Raw genomic sequence first — 18,985 nt, forward strand, 5'->3', positions numbered from 1 at the left:
CGGCCGCGAACTCTAATCTGGGTGTGATGACTCGCTCCGCGCAGCCCGTGCTGACTGCCCGATCCGACCGCTCCGAAGGCAGCTTCGCCGCGGGCCGTGACGTGGTCGTCGGCAGCGACCTGCGCGCCGACCTGCGGGTGGCGCACCCATTGATCGCCCGGGCGCACGTGCTGCTGCGCTTCGAGCAGGGCCGCTGGAGGGCGGTGGACAACAACACGCTCAACGGGGTTTATGTGGACGGCCGGCGGGTGCCGGCGGTCGACATCCAGGACGGGCAGACCATCAACATCGGCAAACCCGACGGCCCGCGCATCACGTTCGAAATCGGCCAGCACACCGGCGCCGTCGGCCTGCTCCCGCCGCCGCCCCGGCAGCCGAAACCGCCCGGGCAGCCGCCGACGCGTTCGTTCCGGCGCCGAGACACCCAGCGCAGCGCCGTCCCGCCGGACGCCGCGACGCGCGGGGTGCCGCAGCCTGGGCCGCCGCCGCGCACCCAGACCGGCAGGACCGGCGGCAGCGGGGAGTTCCCGACCACCCGGGTCAGCGTCCCGGGTCCCGACGCCGATCGCCGGCCGGCGCCCGGGCGCGCCGCCTGGATCGGGCGCGCCCTCAACAACGACATCGTCATCCACGATGTGCTGGCCTCCCGTCATCACGCCTTCTTGACCCCGACGCCGACCGGCGCCGAGATCCGCGACGCCAACAGCAGCAACGGCACCTTCGTCAATGGTGTGCGGGTCGGTGCGGCGGCGCTGTCCGACGGCGACGTGGTCACCATCGGCAACGTCGACCTGGTGTTCACCGGCGGCATGCTGGTCCGCCGCCAGGAGGCGGCCACCCGCGCCGGCGGCCTGGAGGTGCGCGAGGTCAACTTCGGCGTCGACGGCAAGCAGCTGCTGGAACGGATCTCCCTGGTCGCTCGTCCCGGCACCCTGACCGCGCTGATCGGCGGGTCGGGCGCGGGCAAGACCACGCTGTCGCGGCTGATCGCCGGGTATGCCACCCCCACCTCCGGCTCGGTGACGTTCGAGGGCCACGACATCCACACCGAGTACGCCTCGCTGCGCACCCGGATCGGCATGGTGCCGCAGGACGACGTGGTGCACCGCCAGCTCACGGTCAGCCAGGCGCTCGGCTACGCCGCCGAACTGCGGCTGCCGCCCGACACCAGCAAGTCCGACCGGGCCCAGGTGGTCGCCCAGGTCCTCGACGAGCTGGGCCTGACCGAGCACGCCGACACCCGGGTGGACCGACTGTCCGGCGGCCAGCGCAAACGGGCGTCGGTGGCGCTGGAGCTGCTCACCGGGCCGTCGCTGCTGATCCTCGACGAGCCGACGTCGGGCTTGGACCCGGCGCTGGACCTGCAGGTCATGACCATGCTGCGCCAGCTCGCCGACGCCGGCCGGGTGGTGCTGGTGGTCACCCACTCGCTGACCTACCTGGACGTCTGCGACCAGGTGCTGCTGATGGCGCCGGGCGGCAAGACGGCGTTCCTCGGCCCGCCCGGCCAGATCGGCCCGGCGATGGGCACCACCAACTGGGCGCACATCTTCGCCAAGGTGGGCGCCGACCCGGACGAGGCCAACCGCCGCTTTCTGGCCCAGAACCGGCCGCCGCCGCCCGCGCGGACCGAGGCGCCGGCCGAGCTGGGCGCCCCGGCGCAGACCAGCAAGCGCCGGCAGTTCTTCACCATCGCCCGCCGTCAGGTCCGGCTGGTGGTCGCCGACCGCGCCTACTTCCTGTTCCTGGCGGTGCTGCCGTTCGTGATGGGCGCGCTGTCGCTGACCGTGCCGGGCAGCGCCGGGTTCGGCTACGCCGATCCGGCCGGCGAGTCGGCCGGCGAGGCCGGCACCATCCTGACGTTGCTCACCATGGCCGCCGCGTTCATGGGCACGGCGCTGACCATCCGCGACCTGATCGGCGAGCGGCCGATCTTCCGCCGCGAGCAGGCGGTCGGGCTGTCCAGCACCGCCTACCTGCTGGCCAAGATCGTGGTGTTCTGCGTGTTCGCCGTCGCGCAGGCGGCCGTCGCCACCGCCATCGTGGTGCTGGGCAAGGGACCCCCGACGCGGCCGGCCGTGCTGCTGGGTAACGCCACCTTCGAGCTGTTCGTCGCGGTGGCGGCGACGTGCGTGGCCGCGGCGATGCTGGGCCTGCTGCTCTCGGCGCTGGCGCGGTCGCACGAGCAGATCATGCCGCTGCTGGTGGTGTCGCTGATGATGCAGATGGTGCTGTGCGGCGGCATGGTGCCGGTCACCCACCGGGTCTTCCTCGACCAGCTGTCCTGGCTGGTGCCGTCCCGGTGGGGCTATGCGGCGCAGGCGGCGACGGTGGACCTGTGGACGGTGTCGCCCGGCCCGCAGAGCACGCGGGACAGCCACTTCCAGCACACCGCGACGGCCTGGCTGTTCGACATGGCCATGCTGGCGGTGCTCTCGGTGGGCTACGCCGCGCTGGTGCGCTGGCGCATCCGGTTGCGGCGCTGACTCGCTAGCCGTCCCCGCCGTCCAGCCGCAGCCCGTGCGCCAGCGCGAAGGCGACGGCCTGGTCGACGTGAAGTCCACCTCATCGAACGTCACCGGCCGCAGCCGACACTGCTCGAACACCGACCCCAGCATGGTGCACTGCTCGAAAGTGCTGTGCCACAACGATGTTCGACGAAAGGTGCAGTTGCGGAAGGCCGACGCGCGGTGCCGCGACTCGGCCAGGTTGGCGCCGCTGAAATTGCATTCGGTGAACACCACCCGCTCGGTCGACAGCCCGACCAGGTCCTCGTCGGTGAAATCGTGCCGCTCGAATTCGCGGTCGACCCACGCGGTCAATTGGCCGACAGGCTGGCCAGCGCGTATTCGCTGACCGCGATCAGGGCGTCGGTCGCCGACCGGCGGTCCCTGGCGTCGACGGTGATCACCGGGATGTGCGGCGGCAGCGTCAGCGCCTCGCGCACCTCCTCGACCGGGTAGCGGGGTGCCCCGTCGAACTCGTTGACCGCGACCAGGAATGGCAGGTTGCGGTGCTCGAAGAAGTCCACGGCGGCGAAGCTGTCCTGCAGCCGGCGGCAGTCGACCAGCACCACCGCGCCGATCGCGCCGCGCACCAGGTCGTCCCACATGAACCAGAACCGGCGCTGCCCCGGCGTGCCGAACAGGTACAGCACCAGATCGTCGGCCAGGGTGATCCGGCCGAAGTCCATCGCCACCGTGGTGGTCCGCTTGTCGGGCGTGGCCTCCAGCGCGTCCACGCCGGTCGAGGCGTCGGTGAGCATGGCCTCGGTGCGCAGCGGCATGATCTCCGACACCGCCCCGACGAACGTGGTCTTGCCGGCGCCGAATCCGCCGGCGATCACGATCTTGGTCGACGCGTGGTCGCCGGAGTCAAGCTGCACGTCAGAGTGCGCGTAAGCCACGCAGGGTCCTTCCTATCAGTTCGTGGCGCTCATCCCTGGTCGAACGCTCGGACAACGTCTTGTGCACCCGAAGGTAGCCGGACAACACCAGATCGCCGACCAGGACGCGCGCCACGCCCAGCGGCAGGTCCAGCCGGGCCGAGATCTCGGCGACCGACGGGCTATCCAGGCACAGCCGCACGATCCTGCCGCGCGCGTCGCCGGGCGGCCACCGGTGCGTCAGGCCGGCCTGCAACGTCTGGATCGGCGCCTCCACCGGCAGGTCGACGGTGGTGTCGGTGCGCCCCGACGTCAGCGTGTACGGCCGGACCAGATTCCCGCTGCGGGAGGTCGGCCAGGTCTCGGGGGTGTCCATCGGGCGCTCACGAGACGCTGGACCGGCGGGTGGACTGCACCACCCCGCCCACCTGCTCGACGAGGACGGCCATCTCGTAGCCGATCTGACCGATGTCGCAGGACGCCGCGGCGAGTGTGGCCAGATGCGAGCCGTCCCCGACCTGCATCAGCAGCAGGTAGCCGTTGGACATCTCGACCACGGACTGCAGCACCTGCCCGCCCTCGAACAGCTGGGCGGCGCCCGTCGCGAGGCTGGCCAGCCCGGAGGCGACGGCGGCCAGCTGGTCGGCGCGTTCGCGCGGCAGGTGTTCGCTGGCGGCGACGGGCAGCCCGTCGACGGACACCAGCAGCGCGTGCGCGACGCCGGGGACCTCGCGGGCGAACTTCGTCACCAGCCAGTCCAGCGACCGGTCCGGGGCTGCAGACCAGGAGTTGTCGGGTGCGGTCATTGTTGGTCGTGTCCTTCGCTGCTTTCCCGGGCGTGCGACCGTCCGGTGCGCACGCCACCGAAATGGCTGCTGAACGAGGCGCGGACCGCCTCGGGGTCGCGGGTGACGGCCGCGTGCTGCGGCCGGCGCGGCGCGGGTGAGCGGCCGTTGAGCCCCGGCTCGTCGTCGGGTTCGGCCGCGGCCCCATGGGCGCCACCCGGCACCAGCCGGGCGCCGGGGGTGCGCACGGGCAGGCCGTGGTCGGTGGTGTGCGACTCGACGGGCTTGTCCTCGGCGGCGGCCGCCAGCGTCCAGCCCCGGTCCCACACCGACTGCCAGTCCAGGTCGGGGCTGTTGACCAGGTCGTGCGGGTCGCCCAGCATCTCCGAGAGCATGCGCCGGTAGATGACGTCGTCGTCGGCCGGGCCGGTGCTGGCGGCGGGCGGAATGGAGGCGTCGGGCTTCGGCTTCGGGGCCGGTTTCGGGGGCGGTTTCGGGGGCGCCTCGGGCGGCGTCTCGGTGCGCGGGCGGGCGGCGAAGAAGGCCGAGGTGTCCGACGCCGCACGGGCCGGCCGCGGCGCCGACTGCTGCGGTTCGGGGGCGGGCTCCGGGGCCGGCTGCTGCGGTTCCGGGGCCGGCCTGGGCGCCGGGCTGGCCTCCCACCAGGGCTTCGCCAGCTCACGGCGCTGCCGGCGGGGCTGCGGTTCGGCCGGCGGGGCGGGAACCGCGGCAACATCCGCGATGCCGCTGGACCCAGGATTGCGGCGGGGCAGCAGGGTGACCGGCGGTGTGGACGCGTCGCGGCGTTGCGGGTGCCGCGCGCGCCGGCTGCTGGGTGCCGTCGTGCCGGCCGCCCTCCTCGGCGGGTGCGGCGATGGCGCTGGCGAGTTTGGCGCTCGGCGACGAGACCGCCCGGATGTGCCGGGGCCCGGACGGCTCGGCGACGACCCGGCCGGCGAGCACCGTCGGCGGCAGGTACACCTCGGCGGTGGTGCCCGAGCCGGATTCGTTGGCCGCCGGGCCGCGCAACCCCACCCGCATCCCGTGCCAGGCCGCGATCCGGCCCACCACGAAAAGGCCGAGATGCCGGGCGTTTTCGGGATGCGGGTCGGGGTTGGCGTCGCCGCCGGCCTGCAGCCGCATGTTGGCGATGCGCCGGTCGGCGTCGTTCATCCCCAGGCCGGAGTCGGCGATGCGCACCACCACTCCCCCGTCACCGCCGCGCGACGCCGACACCCGGGCCGAGGTGGTCGGCGGCGAGTACCGCAGCGCGTTGTCGATCAGCTCGGCGAACAGGTGGATGGCGCCGCCGGCGGCCGCCCCGAGCAGCGAGCACTCGGGCAGCCCGGCGATCTCGACCCGGCGGTAGTCCTCCACCTCGGACACCGCGGCGTTGATCACGGTGGCCAGCGGCACCGGATCGCGCTGGTCGCGCGCCAGCTTCGCGCCGGCCAGCACCAGCAGGTTGGCGCTGTTGCGGCGCAGCCGGGCCGCCAGATGGTCCAGCCGGAACAGGTTGTCCAGCCGTTCGGGATTGTCCTCGTTGCGCTCCAGCCGGTCGATGAGCGCCAGCTGCTGGTCGACCAGCGAGCGGCTGCGCCGCGACATGGTCTCGAACATGTCGTTGACCAGCAGCCGCAGCCGCGCCTCGTCGCCGGCCAGCAGCAGGGCCTGGGTGTGCAGCTCGTCCACGGCGTGCGCGACCTGGCCGATCTCCTCGGTGGTGTACACCGGCAGCGGAGCCGGAATCGGTTCGGCCCCACCGGCTTTCACGTGTGCGATCTCCTCCTCGAGATCGGTGTGGGCCACCTTGAGCGCGCCGTCGCGCAGCGTGCGCAGCGGCCGCACCAGGGCCCGCGCCACCAGCAGCACCACCGCCAGCGCGATCACGATGGCGGCCAGCACCAGGGCGGTGTCCAGGATGGCCGAGTTGCGCCGTTCGGCGGCCTGCGCGTGCACCGACTTGGTCACCGACGCGGTGGTGTTCTTGATGACCTGGTCGGCGATGTCGTCGGTGGTCTGGATCGAGCGCAGCAGGTCGGGGTTGTCGACCAGCACGCTGGCCGGGTCGGACATGATCGCCATCCGGCTGACCATCTGCTGTTGCAGCGTCTTGGCCTCGGGCGATCCGGCGCCGAGCACCTCGCTCATGCCGAACAGCGTCGACGGTTCGGTGCCGGCCAGGGTCGCCATCGAGGTGCGCAGCTGCGGCTCGGGCAGCTCGGCTCCCCGGGTGACCAGGATCTTCTGCATGGTCATCTGCCCGCGGGCGCCGACCGCCCGGCTCAGGCCCTGGGCCTGCGCCCGGATCCGCTCGTCGTCGACCCGCACCGACGCGTTGATGACGTTTTCGGCGGTCAACAGGATCGGCGCGTAGAAGGTCACCCGCTCCCGCAGGCCGAGGCTGCCCTCGGCCACCTTGTTCACCAGCATCTGGCCGGCGTCCAGCAGGTTGTTCACCCCGGCGCGGACGTCGTCGGTGACGTCGGTGTCGCCCAGCCGGGTCTGCAGTTCGTTCTTGCGGGCCTCGTAGTTTTTCTTGGCGCCCTCGGCGTCGCGCCCGGCGGAGCCGGCCAGCAGCGCGACGTCCAGCGCCGACATGTACTTGGTGATGGCCGGGACGACGTCGGCGCGGGCGGCGGCCAGCCGCAGGCCCGCCGCGTTGGCCATCGCGCCGTGGATGCGCAGCACCCCGAAAACCGTCGCCAGCATCAGCGGAACCAGGACGATGGCCAGCACTTTCCACCGCACCGGCCAGTTGCTCAGCGACCAGGCCGGCGGGCGTTTGGCCGGCACGGCGCCGCCGCCCAGCGGTGCGGGCCCCGGAGCTTCCGCCACGGCCGGTTCGGCCGGGCGGCTGAACATGGTCACGTCGTCGCGGCCGCGCGACCGGCCGCTGCGCTCAGTGCTGAAACAAACCCGAGGCTCATGAAACTTCCTGCTTTATTTCGCCATTTCGCCCGCCGCGCGCCAGATCGGCGTGTGCGTAAGTGTGGCAACCCGACGAGTATGACAGCCCGCGGCCCAGCCCACCAGAATCGTCACTGAGCAGACAGGTCCCTCCAAGGTGGCGCCGCCCGGCCGTCGTCGGCCCTGGCAAACACCGCGGCGGGCGGAAGGTCAGGCCGGGCGCAGCACGGCGACCAGGAACTCGGAGTCCTCGGTGAACGGCCGCAGGTCCCAGCTGGACAGCAGCAGATCGGGGGCGAACCCGGCGTCGGCCGCGTCGTTGAGGAAGTCGGTGAACTCGTACTCGCGGTAGGCGCCGAAGCCGATCGCGGCGCGGCCGTCGGCGGCCAGGTGTGCGCGCAGCCGGCTCAGCACCAGCACGCGGGTGCTGGGCGCCAGGAACGTCATGACGTTGCCGGCCGAGACGATCACGTCGAACGGGTCGGTGATGCCGCGGGCGGGCAGGTCGAGCTCGGCGAGGTCGCCGACCAGCCAGCGCGGCCCGGGATGGTCGTGCTCGGCGGCTTCGATCAGCGCCGGGTCGACGTCGACGCCGACCACCTGGTGGCCGGCCGCGGCGAGGTAGCTGCCCAGCCGGCCGGGTCCGCAGCCGGCGTCGAGGATGCGGGCGCCCCGGGGCGCCATGGCGTCCACGAACCGGGCCTCGCCGGCCAGGTCGTCGCCGGCGCGGGCCATGGCGCGGAAGCGCTCGATGTACCAGTGCGAATGACCGGGATCGGCAGCGACCTTCTGCATCCAGATGCTCTGCTCGACCATGCGACCATTATCTCGTTGTGTTCAAGCTGATGTTCGTCTCCCCGCGCATCGCCCCCAACACGGGCAACGCCATTCGGACGGCGGCGGCGACCGGCTGCGAATTGCATCTGGTCGAGCCGATGGGCTTCGACCTGTCCGAACCCAAGCTGCGCCGGGCCGGGCTGGACTATCACGACCTCGCCTCGGTCACCGTGCACGCCTCGCTGGCCGCCGCGTGGGACGCACTGACGCCGGCCCGGGTGGTCGCGTTCACCTCGCACGCCCCCGCGTCGTTCGCCGAGCTGCGCTACCGGCCGGGCGACGTGCTGATGTTCGGCCCCGAACCCACCGGGCTGGACGCGGCCACGCTGGCCGACCCGCACGTCACCACCCAGGTGCGCATCCCGATGCTGGCCGGGCGGCGCTCACTGAACCTGTCCAACGCCGCGGCGATCGCCGTCTACGAGGCGTGGCGGCAGCACGGCTACGCCGGTGCGACCTGATTTCATCGCGGCGACCCGCTTCGCCCGGCTGCGCCGCGCTTGCGATCGCCGCGCATTCACCAGCTGTCCCAGTGCGTGACCTGCTCGGCGGGCAGCCGCTTGGCCGGGCGGAAGTCGGTGCCCTTGGTGTAGGCGATCGGGAACAGCCCGCCCTGGCTGTAGCGGTCGTGCGGGATGCCGAGCAGCTCGGCGGCCTGCTTCTCGCCGTCGTTGATCAGGTGCAGCGTGGTCCAGCAGGTGCCCAGCCCGCGCGAGCGCAGCGCCAGGCAAAAGCTCCACGCCGCCGGGAACAGCGACGCCCAGAACGACGCGCTCAGCCCCAGCGGCGCGTTCTCCACCCGCCCCTCCAGGCACGGGATCAGCAGCACCGGCGCCTCGTGCATGTGCTCGGCGAGGTAGACCGCCGAGTCCTTGACCTTGGGCATCCGCTCGCCGCGGGTGTCGCCCTCGGGGTACTCGGCGGCGGGCAGGCTCAGGTAGGCGCGGGCGTTGGCCAGGTAAATGTCGGCGATCGCCTTCTTCTTGTCGGCGTCCTCGACGAAAACCCATTGCCAGCCTTGGGCATTGGACCCGGTGGGCGCCTGCAGCGCCAGTTCCAGGCATTCCATCAGGACCTCGCGGGGCACCGGCTTGTCGAAGTCGAGCCGCTTGCGGACCGAGCGGGTGGTGGTCAGGACTTCGTCGACGGACAGGTTCAGGGTCATGCTTGGAGACTACCGTCGGCCGGCCGGTCGGCCCGTCGGTCGGCCCGTCGCCACCGAACGTGCACTCACGGTGACGTTCACGCGAAATTTTCGCCGCCAGTGCACGTTCGGCGGGCCGGTCAGCGGAAGTCGCGGGAGCGCGAGCCGACGGCCAGGGTGATGCGGCCCAACCGTTCGGCGACGACGGTGATGGCGCCGCTGGCGTTTTGCACCTGCCCGCGCACCAGCAGCGCCGGCGCGGTGTTGGCCAGCTTGCGATGCCGCGCCCACACCCCCGGGGTGCAGAGCACGTTGACCATCCCGGTCTCGTCCTCGAGGTTGAGGAAGGTCACCCCCTGCGCGGTGCCGGGCCGCTGCCGATGCGTCACCGCGCCCGCGATCAGGACCCGGTCGCCGTCGGGCACCGACCCCAGCCTCGCCGCGGGCACCACCCCCATCGCGTCCAGGTCGTCGCGCAGGAACTGGGTCGGATAGCTGTCCGGGGAGATGCCGGTGGCCCACACGTCGGCGGCGGCCAGCTCCAGCTCGCTCATCCCCGGCAGCGCCGGGATGTGCGAGGACGAACCCACCCCGGGCAGCCGGTCCGGCCGCTGGGTGGCCGCCGCCCCGGCCGCCCACAGCGCCTCGCGCCGCGACATCCCGAAGCAGCCGAACGCCCCGGCGGTGGCCAGCGCCTCGGTCTGCGGCACCGAAAGCTGCAGCCGGGCGGTCAGGTCCAGCAGGGAAGTGAACGGGCCGTTGGCCTTTCGCTCCTGCACCAGCTTTTCGGCCAGGTCGTCGCCGATGTGGCGGACGGCACCCAGGCCGAGGCGCACCTCGGTGCCGGCGTTCTCCAGCGTGGCGTGCGCCAGGCTGGCGTTGACGTCCGGGCCGTGCACCGTCACGCCGTGCCGGCGGGCGTCGGCCACCAGCGACTGCGGCGAGTAGAACCCCATCGGCTGGGCGCGCAGCAGCGCCGCGCAGAACGCCGCGGGGTGGTGCAGCTTGAACCACGACGAGTAGAACACCAGCGACGCGAAGCTCAGCGCATGGCTTTCCGGGAAGCCGAAATTGGCGAACGCCTCCAGCTTTTCGTAGGTCCGGTCGATCACCTCGTCGGGGGCGCCGTGCAGCGCCCGCATGCCGTCGTAGAACCGGCCGCGCAGCCGTCGCATCCGCTCGGTGGAGCGCTTGGACCCCATGGCGCGGCGCAGCTGATCGGCCTCGGCGGCGGAGAACCCGGCGCAGTCCACCGCAAGCTGCATCAGCTGCTCCTGAAACAGCGGCACCCCCAACGTCTTTCGCAGCGCCGGCTCCATCGACGGGTGGTCGTAGAGTACCGGGTCCACCCCATTGCGCCGCCGGATGTAGGGATGCACCGACCCGCCCTGGATGGGCCCGGGACGGATCAACGCCACCTCCACCACCAGGTCGTAGAACACCCGGGGCTTCAGCCGCGGCAGGGTGGCCATCTGCGCGCGCGACTCCACCTGGAACACGCCGACGGAATCGGCGCGGGCCAGCATCTCGTACACCGCCGGCTCGGACAGGTCGAGCCGCGCCAGGTCCACCTCGATCCCCTTGTGCTCGGCCACCAGGTCGATGGCGTAGTGCAGCGCCGAGAGCATGCCCAACCCGAGCAGGTCGAACTTCACCAAACCGATTGCCGCGCAATCGTCTTTGTCCCACTGCAGCACGCTGCGATTCTCCATCCGGGCCCACTCCACCGGGCACACGTCGGCGATCGGGCGGTCGCAGATCACCATGCCGCCCGAATGAATGCCCAGGTGTCGCGGCAGGTTGCGGACCTGGTTGGCCAGGTCGATCACCTGCGGCGGGATGCCTTCCACGTCCGGGGAATCCGCCAGACCGCTCCAGCTGCTGATCTGCTTGCTCCACGCGTCCTGCTGGCCCTGCGAGAAGCCCAGCGCGCGGGCCATGTCGCGCACCGCGATCTTTCCCCGGTAGGTGATGACGTTGGCGACCTGGGCGGCGTAGTCGCGGCCGTAGCGGTCGTAGACGTACTGGATCACCTTTTCGCGCTGGTCGGATTCGATGTCCATGTCGATGTCGGGCGGGCCGTCGCGGGCCGGCGACAGGAAGCGCTCGAACAGCAGCTCGTTGGCCACCGGGTCCACCGCGGTGACGCCCAGGGCGTAGCAGACCGCGGAGTTGGCCGCCGATCCCCGGCCCTGACACAGGATGTTGTTCTCCCGGCAGAACCGGGCGATGTCGTGCACCACCAGGAAATAGCCCGGAAACTGCAGTTGCGCAATGACTTTCAGCTCATGCTCGATCTGGGCGTAGGCCCGCGGCGCGTGCTCGGGTGACCCGTAGCGGTCGCGCGCCCCGGTCATGGTCAACTGCCGCAGCCAGCTGTCCTCGGTGTGCCCGTCGGGCACGTCGAACGGCGGCAGCCGCGGCGCGATCAGCGCCAGCCCGAACGCGCACTGCTCGCCCAGCTCGGCGGCGGCGGTCACCGCCTCGGGACACCACGCGAACAGCCGGGCCATCTCCTCGCCGGAGCGCAGGTGCGAACCGCCCAGCGGGGCCAGCCATCCGGCGGCCGAATCCAACGACTCCCGGGCCCGGATGGCGCCCACCGCCATGGCCAGCCGGCGCCGCGACGGCCCGGCGAAATGCGCGCCGGTGGTGGCCACGACGCCGACCCCGAAGCGCGGGGCCAGCGCGGCCAGCGCCGCGTTGCGTTCGTCGTCGAGCGGTTGGCCGTGCCGGGTCAGCTCGATGCTGACCCGCGCCGCGCCGAACCGGTCCACCAGATCGGCCAGCGCCCGCGCCGCCGCGTCCGGCCCGCCGTCGGAAAGCGCTTGGCGGACATGGCCTTTGCGGCAACCGGTCAGGATGTGCCAGTGCCCGCCGGCGGCCTCGGTCAGCGCGTCGATATCGTAGCGGGGCTTGCCCTTCTCGCCGCCGGCCAGATGCGCCGCGGCCAGCTGCCGCGACAGCCGCCGGTACCCCTCGGCGCCGCGGGCCAGCACCAGCAGGTGCGGGCCGGGCGGGTCGGGCGCCTCGGTGCGCGCGCTGGGGCCCAAAGACAGTTCGGCGCCGAACACGGTGCGCACGTCGAGTTCGGCCGCCGCCTCGGCGAACCGCACCGCCCCGTACAACCCGTCGTGGTCGGTGAGCGCCAGGGCGCGCAGGTCCAGCCGGGCGGCCTCCTCGACCATCTCCTCGGGCGTGCTCGCCCCGTCCAGGAAGCTGAACGCGGAATGCGCGTGCAATTCGGCATAGGGAACCGACGAACGGGCCGCCCGGCCCTCGTCGGGCGGCCGGTACGTCGCGCGCCCGCGCGACAGCGGGCCGTCTGGTTCCGGGGCCGGCGACTCACCGGCGCGGCGCGGCTTGCTGTCGAGCACCCGCTCCATCTCCGCCCAACTCGGCGGCCCGTTGAACCAGCCCACGAACCCAAGTATATCGAACTGGTGTTCGATTTAATCGCGGCCCGGTACAACCGTTGTTAAACCGATCTTCAACTCCTAAACAAGGTCTTAACGCTGCGGGGGTTACCGCGGCCGGGGCACTGGACGAATACTGGTACGGGTTCAAAAAAGCGGACACGGGCGGGACCGAGCATGGCGCAGACACTCGATACGGCGTTCCTCAAGGCCCACGATCCGGATCAGCACGCGAGCCTGGCGATCGGGGCGGTCGCCATCGTCGACGGCACCGTGCCCGACCCCGCGCAACTGGAACACCTTGTGGCAGAACGCATCCTGCCGATCGCGCGGTGCACGCAGCTGCTGCGGGCGCACCCGCTGAACCGGGAGTGGGTGGACTGCCCGGACTTCGATCTGGCCCGGCACCTGCGCCGGGTGGCGATCGCGGGCACCGGCGACGAGACCGAGCTGTCGCGGGTGATCGGCCAGGCGCTGCGCCGGCCGCTGGACCCGGGTCGCCCGCCGTGGGAATGCTGGGTGATCGAGGGCCTGCGCGGCAACCGGTGGGCGATGTTGATGAAGACCCATCACGGCCTGCTGGACGGCAACCCGGCCGCCCGCCTGATCACCCGGCTCTGCGACGACGCCGACGCCGACATGTTCGCCAATAATGCTGCGGCACAACCTGTTTCATCCTCGACCGGCTGGCTCGACGCGCTGAGCCGGGTGTCGTCGCTGACCGGTGGGCTGCTCGGGGCGCTCCGGCTCGCCGGGCGGGCCGAGGCGGTGGCGCCGGTGCGCCGCTACGCCACGGTGCGGGTGCCGATCGGCGACGTCGACCGGGTCTGCCGCAAATTCGGTGTCAGCGCCAACGACGTCGCGCTGGCCGCCGTCACCGAGGGATTCCGCACGGTGCTGCTCGACCGCGGCGAGCAACCGCGGGTCGACTCGCTGCGCACCCTGGTCCCGCTGCCGGTCCGCTCGGCGGTGCTCTCGCACCTGCCCGTCGAACACGACGACCCGGTGCGCCGGCTGCAGACCGTGCACGCCCGGTGCAACCCCGCCGCCGGGACGCAGCCGGCCGGCATCGTCGAATCGGCGATCGGACTGCTCCCGAACATGGTGCGCGGCAATCTGATCCAGCTGCTGTCCCGGCTGCCGCAGCGTGCCGTCGTCACGCTGGCCACCAACGTGCCGGGGCCGCGCCGACGGCTGCGGGTGATGGGCCAGACGCTGGAGCGGCTGCTGCCGGTCCCCCCGACGGCCACCCAGCTGCACACCGGGGTCGCGGTGCTCAGCTACGGCGACGAACTGGTTTTCGGCATCACCGCCGGGCCGGGCGACGGGTTCGACGTCACGCGGCTGGCCGCCGCCGTCGAGCTGGGCATGGCGCGGCTGGCGGCCCTCGGCGACGACTCCGTGCTGCTGTTCGCCGACCGGCGGCGCCGCCGCGCGGCCCGCCCGCCGCTGGGCCGGGTGCCGCCCGCGCACCCATCGGCGCCCGGGCACGCGCGTCACTGACCGGCTCGGGGCGCGACCGTGCCGCCGTGAGAAGGTTTTCCTCATGGGCGAATCGGGGCCGGTGGTGATCGATCCGCGCCGCCACGACGCGGTGTTGTTCGGGGTCGGCGACGCGCTGGGCTCGGCACTGGCGAGCCAACTGGGACAGATCGGGGTGGGCACCGCGGCGATCGCGGCGGACGGCCCGGCGGCGGCGGCCGACCGGCTGCGGGTCCGCCCGGGCCGCTGCGTGGTGGTGGCCGGCGACCCCGCGGCCGTCGAGGCGGCCCGCGCCGCCGGGTTCGCGTTGGTGATCGGGCTGGCGCCCGTCGGGCGCGACGGCGACGGGCTGCGCGGGGCCGGGGCCGACGCGGTGGTCGCCGAGCTGGAACAGATCACCGTGCGCACCGGCGACCGCCGGATGTCGCAGCTGCCGGATGCCTCCCAGGCCCTGACCGGCGGCGCCGACGGGCTGGCCGGTCGGCACCCGGCGGTGTTCTTCGACTTCGACGGCACGCTGTCGGACATCGTCGACGATCCCGATGCGGCCCGCCCGGTGGCCGGGGCCACCGCGGCGCTGACCCGGCTGGCCGCGCGTTGCCCGGTCGCGGTGCTGTCCGGGCGCGATCTGGCCGACGTGACGAAACGCGTTGGGGTGCCGGGGATCTGGTATGCGGGAAGCCACGGTTTCGAGCTGACCGCACCCGACGGCAGCCACCACCAGAACGACGACGCCGCCGCAGCCATCCCGGTGCTGGCGCAAGCGGCCGGGCGGCTGCGCGACGAGCTCGGCGCGATCCCGGGTGTTGTAGTGGAGCACAAGCGATTCGGCGTCGCGGTGCACTACCGCAACGCGGCACGCGACCGCGTCGGCGAGGTGGCGGCGGCGGTGCGCGCCGCGGGCAGGCACGACGCGCTGCGGGTGACCACCGGCCGCGAGGTCATCGAGCTGCGCCCGGACCTGGACTGGGACAAGGGCAAGACGCTGCGCTGGGTGATCGAGCACCTGCGCCGGTCCGGGTCGGGTGCGCTGACACCGGTCTACCTCGGCGACGACATCACCGACGAGGACGCGTTCGACGCGGTGCGCGGCGGGCCTGTCCAGGGCGTGCCAATCCTGGTGCGGCACAACGACGACGGCGACCGCGCCACCGCGGCCCTGTTCGCGCTGGACAGTCCCGCCCGGGCCGCCGAGTTCACCGAGCGGCTGGCCGATCAGCTCGAACGCGGCGAGGGTTAGGCGTACTCCACCGCGCCGTCGTCGAGCACCACCCGGGCGTTGGAGCCGTCCGGGTTCGACGCCTCGGTGCGAAACACCGCCTTGCCCGGCTCGGTGCGCCAGATCAGCGTGATCAGCGTCTCGCCGGGGAACACCGGCGAGGTGAACCGCGACGCGATCGAGGTGATGTTGGCCGCGACGCCGCCGCCGAGCTCGGCCACCAGCGCCCGCCCGGACACCCCGTAGGTGCACAGCCCGTGCAGGATCGGCTTGGGGAAGCCGGCCAGTTCCCGGGCGAACCACGGGTCGCTGTGCAGCGGGTTGCGGTCCCCGGAGAGCCGGTAGATCAGCGCCTGGTCCTCCCGGGTGGGCAGCGCGATCCGCGCGTCGGGCTCGCGGTCGGGGAATTCCGGCGCGATCGGCCGCTGCCCGGGCATCCCGCCGAACCCGCCCTCGCCCCGGATGACCAGGGTGGTCAGCGTCTCGGCGATCAGCTGCCCGGAGTCCGGCTCGGTGCCGCGGCCGCGCAACACCAGGATCGCGTTCTTGCCCTCGCCCTTGTCCTGGATGTCGGCGACCTCCGAGACCACCGAGAGCTTGCCCGCCGGCGGCAGCGGCGCGTGCAGCCGGATGCTCTGCGAGCCGTGTAACAGCATGGCCCAGTTGAACTTTCCGACCAGCCCGGCCGCGCCGAAGGCCGGGCAGCAGATCACCGCGTAGGTGGGCAGCACCTGCTGGTCGATGCCGTGGCTGTTCTCGGTGGTGAAGGCCAGGTCGTCGACCCCGGCGCCGACACCGAGCGCATAAAGCAGGGTGTCCCGGTCGGTCCATTCGAACAGCAGGGGTTCGGTCACCGCGCCGACGGCACTCGGGTCAATCGCCATGGGAGTCTCCTTTTCGCGGAATTCGAGAGCTTTTCTCCCGCTAACCATCGCAAACCCTTCCCAGCGGAGCCGTCGGCAGGGCAGGCTATCTCTCATGCCCAAGCGCAGCATGATCCGGAAGGTCTCGGTGGCGCTGGCCGCGCTCATCGCGACGGTGACCGTCGCCGCCTGCGGCGGCTCACCGCAGGCCCGGTCCATCACGGTGACCTTCGTCCGGCACGCCCAGTCCGAGGCCAACGCCAGCGGCACCATCGACACCGAGGTGCCCGGGCCGGGTCTGTCCCCGGAGGGCAAGGGGCAGGCCGAACAGGTCGCCCACCAACTCGGCCGCAAGGACTACGACAGCGTCTACGCCTCCACCATGACCCGGGCCCAGCAAACCGCGGCCCCGCTGGCCGCCGAGCTCGGCAAGCAGGTCGAGGTGCTGCCCGGCATCCAGGAGATCAACGCCGGCTGGTACAACGGCAAACCCGAGTCGATGGCGAAGTCGACCTACCTGGTGGCGCCGGCGAACTGGCTCAAGGGCGACGTCTCCGACAGCATCCCCGGCTCGATCAGCGGCAAGGAGTTCAACGACCAGTTCACCGCGGCCGTCAACAAGATCTACAACAGCGGCCACCGCAACCCGGTGGTGTTCTCGCACGCGAACTCGATCATGGTGTGGACGCTGATGAACACCCGCAACGCCAAGGACAGCCTGATGAACACCCATCCGCTGCCCAACACCGGCCGGGTGGTGATCAACGGCAACCCGATCACCGGCTGGACGCTGGTGGATTGGGACGGGATCCGCGACTTCCGCAGCTAGCCCCCGGCCGCCCCGAAGCTCGCCGCCCAAGCTCGCTCCCCAAGCTCGGCGGTTGACGCGCGAGGCCGGCACCGCCACGATGTCTTCATGCGGTATGTCGTTACCGGCGGTACCGGGTTTATTGGTCGCCGCGTCGTCACTCGTCTTCTGCAAACCCGGCCCGACGCGCAGGTGTGGGTGCTGGTCCGCCGGCAGTCGCTGGGCCGGTTCGAACGGCTCTCGGCGCGGGGCGACACCCCGTGGGGCGACCGGGTGAAACCGCTGGTCGGAGAGCTGCCGGCGCTGGAGCTCAGCGACGAGACCCTGGCCGAGCTGGGACACGTCGACCACCTGGTGCACTGCGCGGCGATCTACGACATCACCGCCGGGGAGGCCGAGCAGCGGGCCGCCAACGTGGACGGCACCCGCGCCGTGATCGAGCTGGCGCAACGGCTCGGCGCCACCCTGCACCACGTGTCGTCCATCGCGGTGGCCGGTGACTTCCCCGGCGAGTACACCGAGGACGACTTCGACGTGGGCCAGCAACTGCCCACGCCGTATCACCAGACCAAGTTCGAGGCCGAGCTGCTGGTGCGCTCGGCGCCCGGCCTGCGTCATCGCATCTACCGCCCGGCGGTGGTGGTGGGCGACTCGCGCACCGGCGAGATGGACAAGGTGGACGGGCCGTACTACTTCTTCGGCGTGCTGGCCAAGCTGGCGGTGCTGCCCAGGTTCACCCCGATGCTGCTGCCCGACACCGGGCGCACCAACATCGTGCCGGTCGACTACGTCGCCGACGCGCTGGTCGCGCTGATGCACGCCGACGGCCTGGACGGGCAGACCTTCCACCTCACCGCCGAGAAGACCATCGGCCTGCGCGGCATCTACCGGGGCGTGGCCAAGGCGGCCGGGCTGCCGCCGCTGCGCGGGTCGCTGCCCGGCGCGGTGGCCGCCCCGGTGCTCAAGGTGCGCGGCCGCGCCCGGGTGGTGCGCGACATGGCGGCCACCCAGCTCGGCATCCCCGCGCAGGTGTTCGACCTGGTCGACCTGGCCCCCACCTTCGTCAGCGAGAAGACGCGAAATGCGTTGGCGGGCACCGGAATCGAAGTTCCCGAGTTCGCCGGCTACGCGCCCAGGCTGTGGCGGTACTGGGCCGAGCACCTCGACCCCGACCGGGCGCGCCGCGACGATCCGCGGGGACCGCTGTACGGCCGGCACGTCATCGTCACCGGCGCCTCCAGCGGCATCGGCCGGGCGTCGGCCATCGCGATCGCGCAGCGGGGCGCCACCGTGTTCGCGCTGGCCCGCAACGGCGCCGCACTCGACGCGCTGGTCGACGAGATCCGCGCCAATGGCGGTGCGGCCCATGCCTTTACCTGTGACGTCACCGATTCCGCGTCGGTGGAACACACCGTCAAGGACATCCTGGGCCGGTTCGACCACGTCGACTACCTGGTGAACAACGCCGGCCGGTCGATCCGCCGCTCGGTGGTCAACTCGACCGATCGGCTGCACGACTACGAACGGGTGATGGCGGTCAACTACTTCGGCGCGGTGCGGATGGTGCTGGCGCTGCTGCCGCATTGGCGGGAGCGGCGATTCGGTCACGTCGTCAACGTGTCCAGCGCCGGTGTGCAGGCACGCAACCCCAAGTACAGCTCCTATCTGCCGACCAAGGCGGCCCTGGACGCGTTCGCCGACGTGGTCGGCTCGGAGGTGCTGTCCGACCACATCACCTTCACCAACATCCACATGCCGCTGGTGCGCACCCCGATGATCGTGCCGTCGCACCGGCTCAACCCGGTGCGGGCGATCAGCCCGGAGCGCGCGGCGGCGATGGTGGTGCGCGGGCTGGTGGAAAAGCCGGCCCGCATCGACACCCCGCTGGGCACCCTGGCCGAGGCCGGAAACTACTTCGCGCCGAGGACTTCTCGGCGGGTCCTGCACCAGCTCTACCTCGGCTACCCGGACTCGGCCGCGGCGCGCGGGGTGGCCACCGAACCCCGGCCGGTGGAACGCACCGAACGCACTGCACCCCGCAAGCCGCGCCGGCCCGTCCGCGCCGTCACGCGCGGCCTGCGCACACCGCGCCCGGTCAGGCGGCTGGTGCGCCTGGTCCCCGGCGTGCACTGGTGA

General features: G+C 72.0%; 13 protein-coding genes and 2 pseudogenes. 6 read left to right on the top strand and 9 right to left on the bottom strand.

The annotated features are described in order from the left end of the window. The first annotated feature begins 26 nt into the window (after window positions 1-26). Entirely contained in the window at window positions 27-2,486 is a 2,460-nt protein-coding gene (locus NF20_RS16730; RefSeq protein ID WP_033712588.1) for an ATP-binding cassette domain-containing protein, read from the top strand. A 66-nt stretch (window positions 2,487-2,552) separates the two neighbouring features. Here NF20_RS16730 and NF20_RS26505 read toward each other — a convergent pair. From NF20_RS26505 to NF20_RS16760, 6 genes and pseudogenes are all read right to left on the bottom strand, one after another. Next, a pseudogene (locus NF20_RS26505) lies at window positions 2,553-2,822 on the bottom strand (pentapeptide repeat-containing protein); the annotation flags it as partial. Then, complete coding sequence (locus tag NF20_RS16740; RefSeq protein WP_003874387.1) at window positions 2,819-3,406, bottom strand: GTP-binding protein; 588 nt, start codon at window positions 3,404-3,406, stop codon at window positions 2,819-2,821. The pseudogene NF20_RS26505 and the gene NF20_RS16740, both read right to left, overlap by 4 nt. Beyond that, window positions 3,387-3,761, bottom strand: a complete 375-nt coding sequence (locus NF20_RS16745; protein WP_003874386.1) for a DUF742 domain-containing protein — start codon at window positions 3,759-3,761, stop codon at window positions 3,387-3,389. Before NF20_RS16745 ends, NF20_RS16740 begins: the two co-directional genes overlap by 20 nt. A gap of 7 nt (window positions 3,762-3,768) precedes the next feature. After that, window positions 3,769-4,191 carry a roadblock/LC7 domain-containing protein gene (locus NF20_RS16750; protein WP_019734148.1) on the bottom strand — a complete coding sequence of 141 codons (423 nt, stop codon included), beginning with the start codon at window positions 4,189-4,191 and terminating at the stop codon, window positions 3,769-3,771. Continuing rightward, window positions 4,188-7,035, bottom strand: a pseudogene (locus NF20_RS16755) (ATP-binding protein). Before NF20_RS16755 ends, NF20_RS16750 begins: the two are co-directional and overlap by 4 nt. A 255-nt stretch (window positions 7,036-7,290) precedes the next feature. Then, window positions 7,291-7,896 carry a class I SAM-dependent methyltransferase gene (locus NF20_RS16760; protein ID WP_019732914.1) on the bottom strand — a complete coding sequence of 202 codons (606 nt, stop codon included), beginning with the start codon at window positions 7,894-7,896 and terminating at the stop codon, window positions 7,291-7,293. A 17-nt stretch (window positions 7,897-7,913) separates the two neighbouring features. On the opposite strand from NF20_RS16760, the gene NF20_RS16765 reads away from it, so the two are divergent. Beyond that, a complete protein-coding gene (locus NF20_RS16765; protein WP_009978861.1) occupies window positions 7,914-8,378 on the top strand; it encodes a tRNA (cytidine(34)-2'-O)-methyltransferase in 465 nt (154 codons plus the stop codon). A 56-nt stretch (window positions 8,379-8,434) separates the two neighbouring features. Here the strand turns inward: NF20_RS16765 and NF20_RS16770 are convergent, their stop codons facing one another. Then, entirely contained in the window at window positions 8,435-9,082 is a 648-nt protein-coding gene (locus NF20_RS16770) for a nitroreductase family protein (RefSeq protein WP_009978862.1), read from the bottom strand. A gap of 119 nt (window positions 9,083-9,201) precedes the next feature. Continuing rightward, window positions 9,202-12,483: an error-prone DNA polymerase gene (locus NF20_RS16775; protein ID WP_033712587.1), complete on the bottom strand. Its 3,282-nt coding sequence runs from the start codon at window positions 12,481-12,483 to the stop codon at window positions 9,202-9,204. 171 nt (window positions 12,484-12,654) lie between these two features. On the opposite strand from NF20_RS16775, the gene NF20_RS16780 reads away from it, so the two are divergent. Together NF20_RS16780 and otsB are read left to right on the top strand one after the other, a co-directional pair. Next, window positions 12,655-13,980, top strand: coding sequence for a wax ester/triacylglycerol synthase domain-containing protein (locus NF20_RS16780; RefSeq protein ID WP_033712586.1), 1,326 nt, complete (start codon window positions 12,655-12,657; stop codon window positions 13,978-13,980). A 43-nt stretch (window positions 13,981-14,023) separates the two neighbouring features. Then, window positions 14,024-15,199, top strand: a complete 1,176-nt coding sequence (otsB, locus tag NF20_RS16785) for a trehalose-phosphatase (protein ID WP_033712585.1) — start codon at window positions 14,024-14,026, stop codon at window positions 15,197-15,199. On the opposite strand, the gene NF20_RS16790 is transcribed toward otsB, so the two are convergent. Further along, on the bottom strand, window positions 15,196-16,062 hold the full coding sequence (locus NF20_RS16790) for a MaoC/PaaZ C-terminal domain-containing protein (RefSeq protein WP_023874738.1): 867 nt from the start codon (window positions 16,060-16,062) through the stop codon (window positions 15,196-15,198). The two genes, otsB and NF20_RS16790, sit on opposite strands and share 4 nt — an antisense overlap. Before the next feature lie 94 nt (window positions 16,063-16,156). On the opposite strand from NF20_RS16790, the gene NF20_RS16795 reads away from it, so the two are divergent. Then, window positions 16,157-16,870 (top strand): histidine phosphatase family protein, encoded by a 714-nt coding sequence (locus NF20_RS16795; RefSeq protein WP_023880874.1) that lies wholly within the window; start codon window positions 16,157-16,159, stop codon window positions 16,868-16,870. Between the two features lie 87 nt (window positions 16,871-16,957). Further along, window positions 16,958-18,985: an SDR family oxidoreductase gene (locus NF20_RS16800; protein ID WP_033717356.1), complete on the top strand. Its 2,028-nt coding sequence runs from the start codon at window positions 16,958-16,960 to the stop codon at window positions 18,983-18,985.

It is taken from the genome of Mycobacterium sp. MAC_080597_8934, assembly GCF_000523975.1.
Classification (GTDB): Bacteria; Actinomycetota; Actinomycetes; order Mycobacteriales; family Mycobacteriaceae; genus Mycobacterium; species Mycobacterium avium.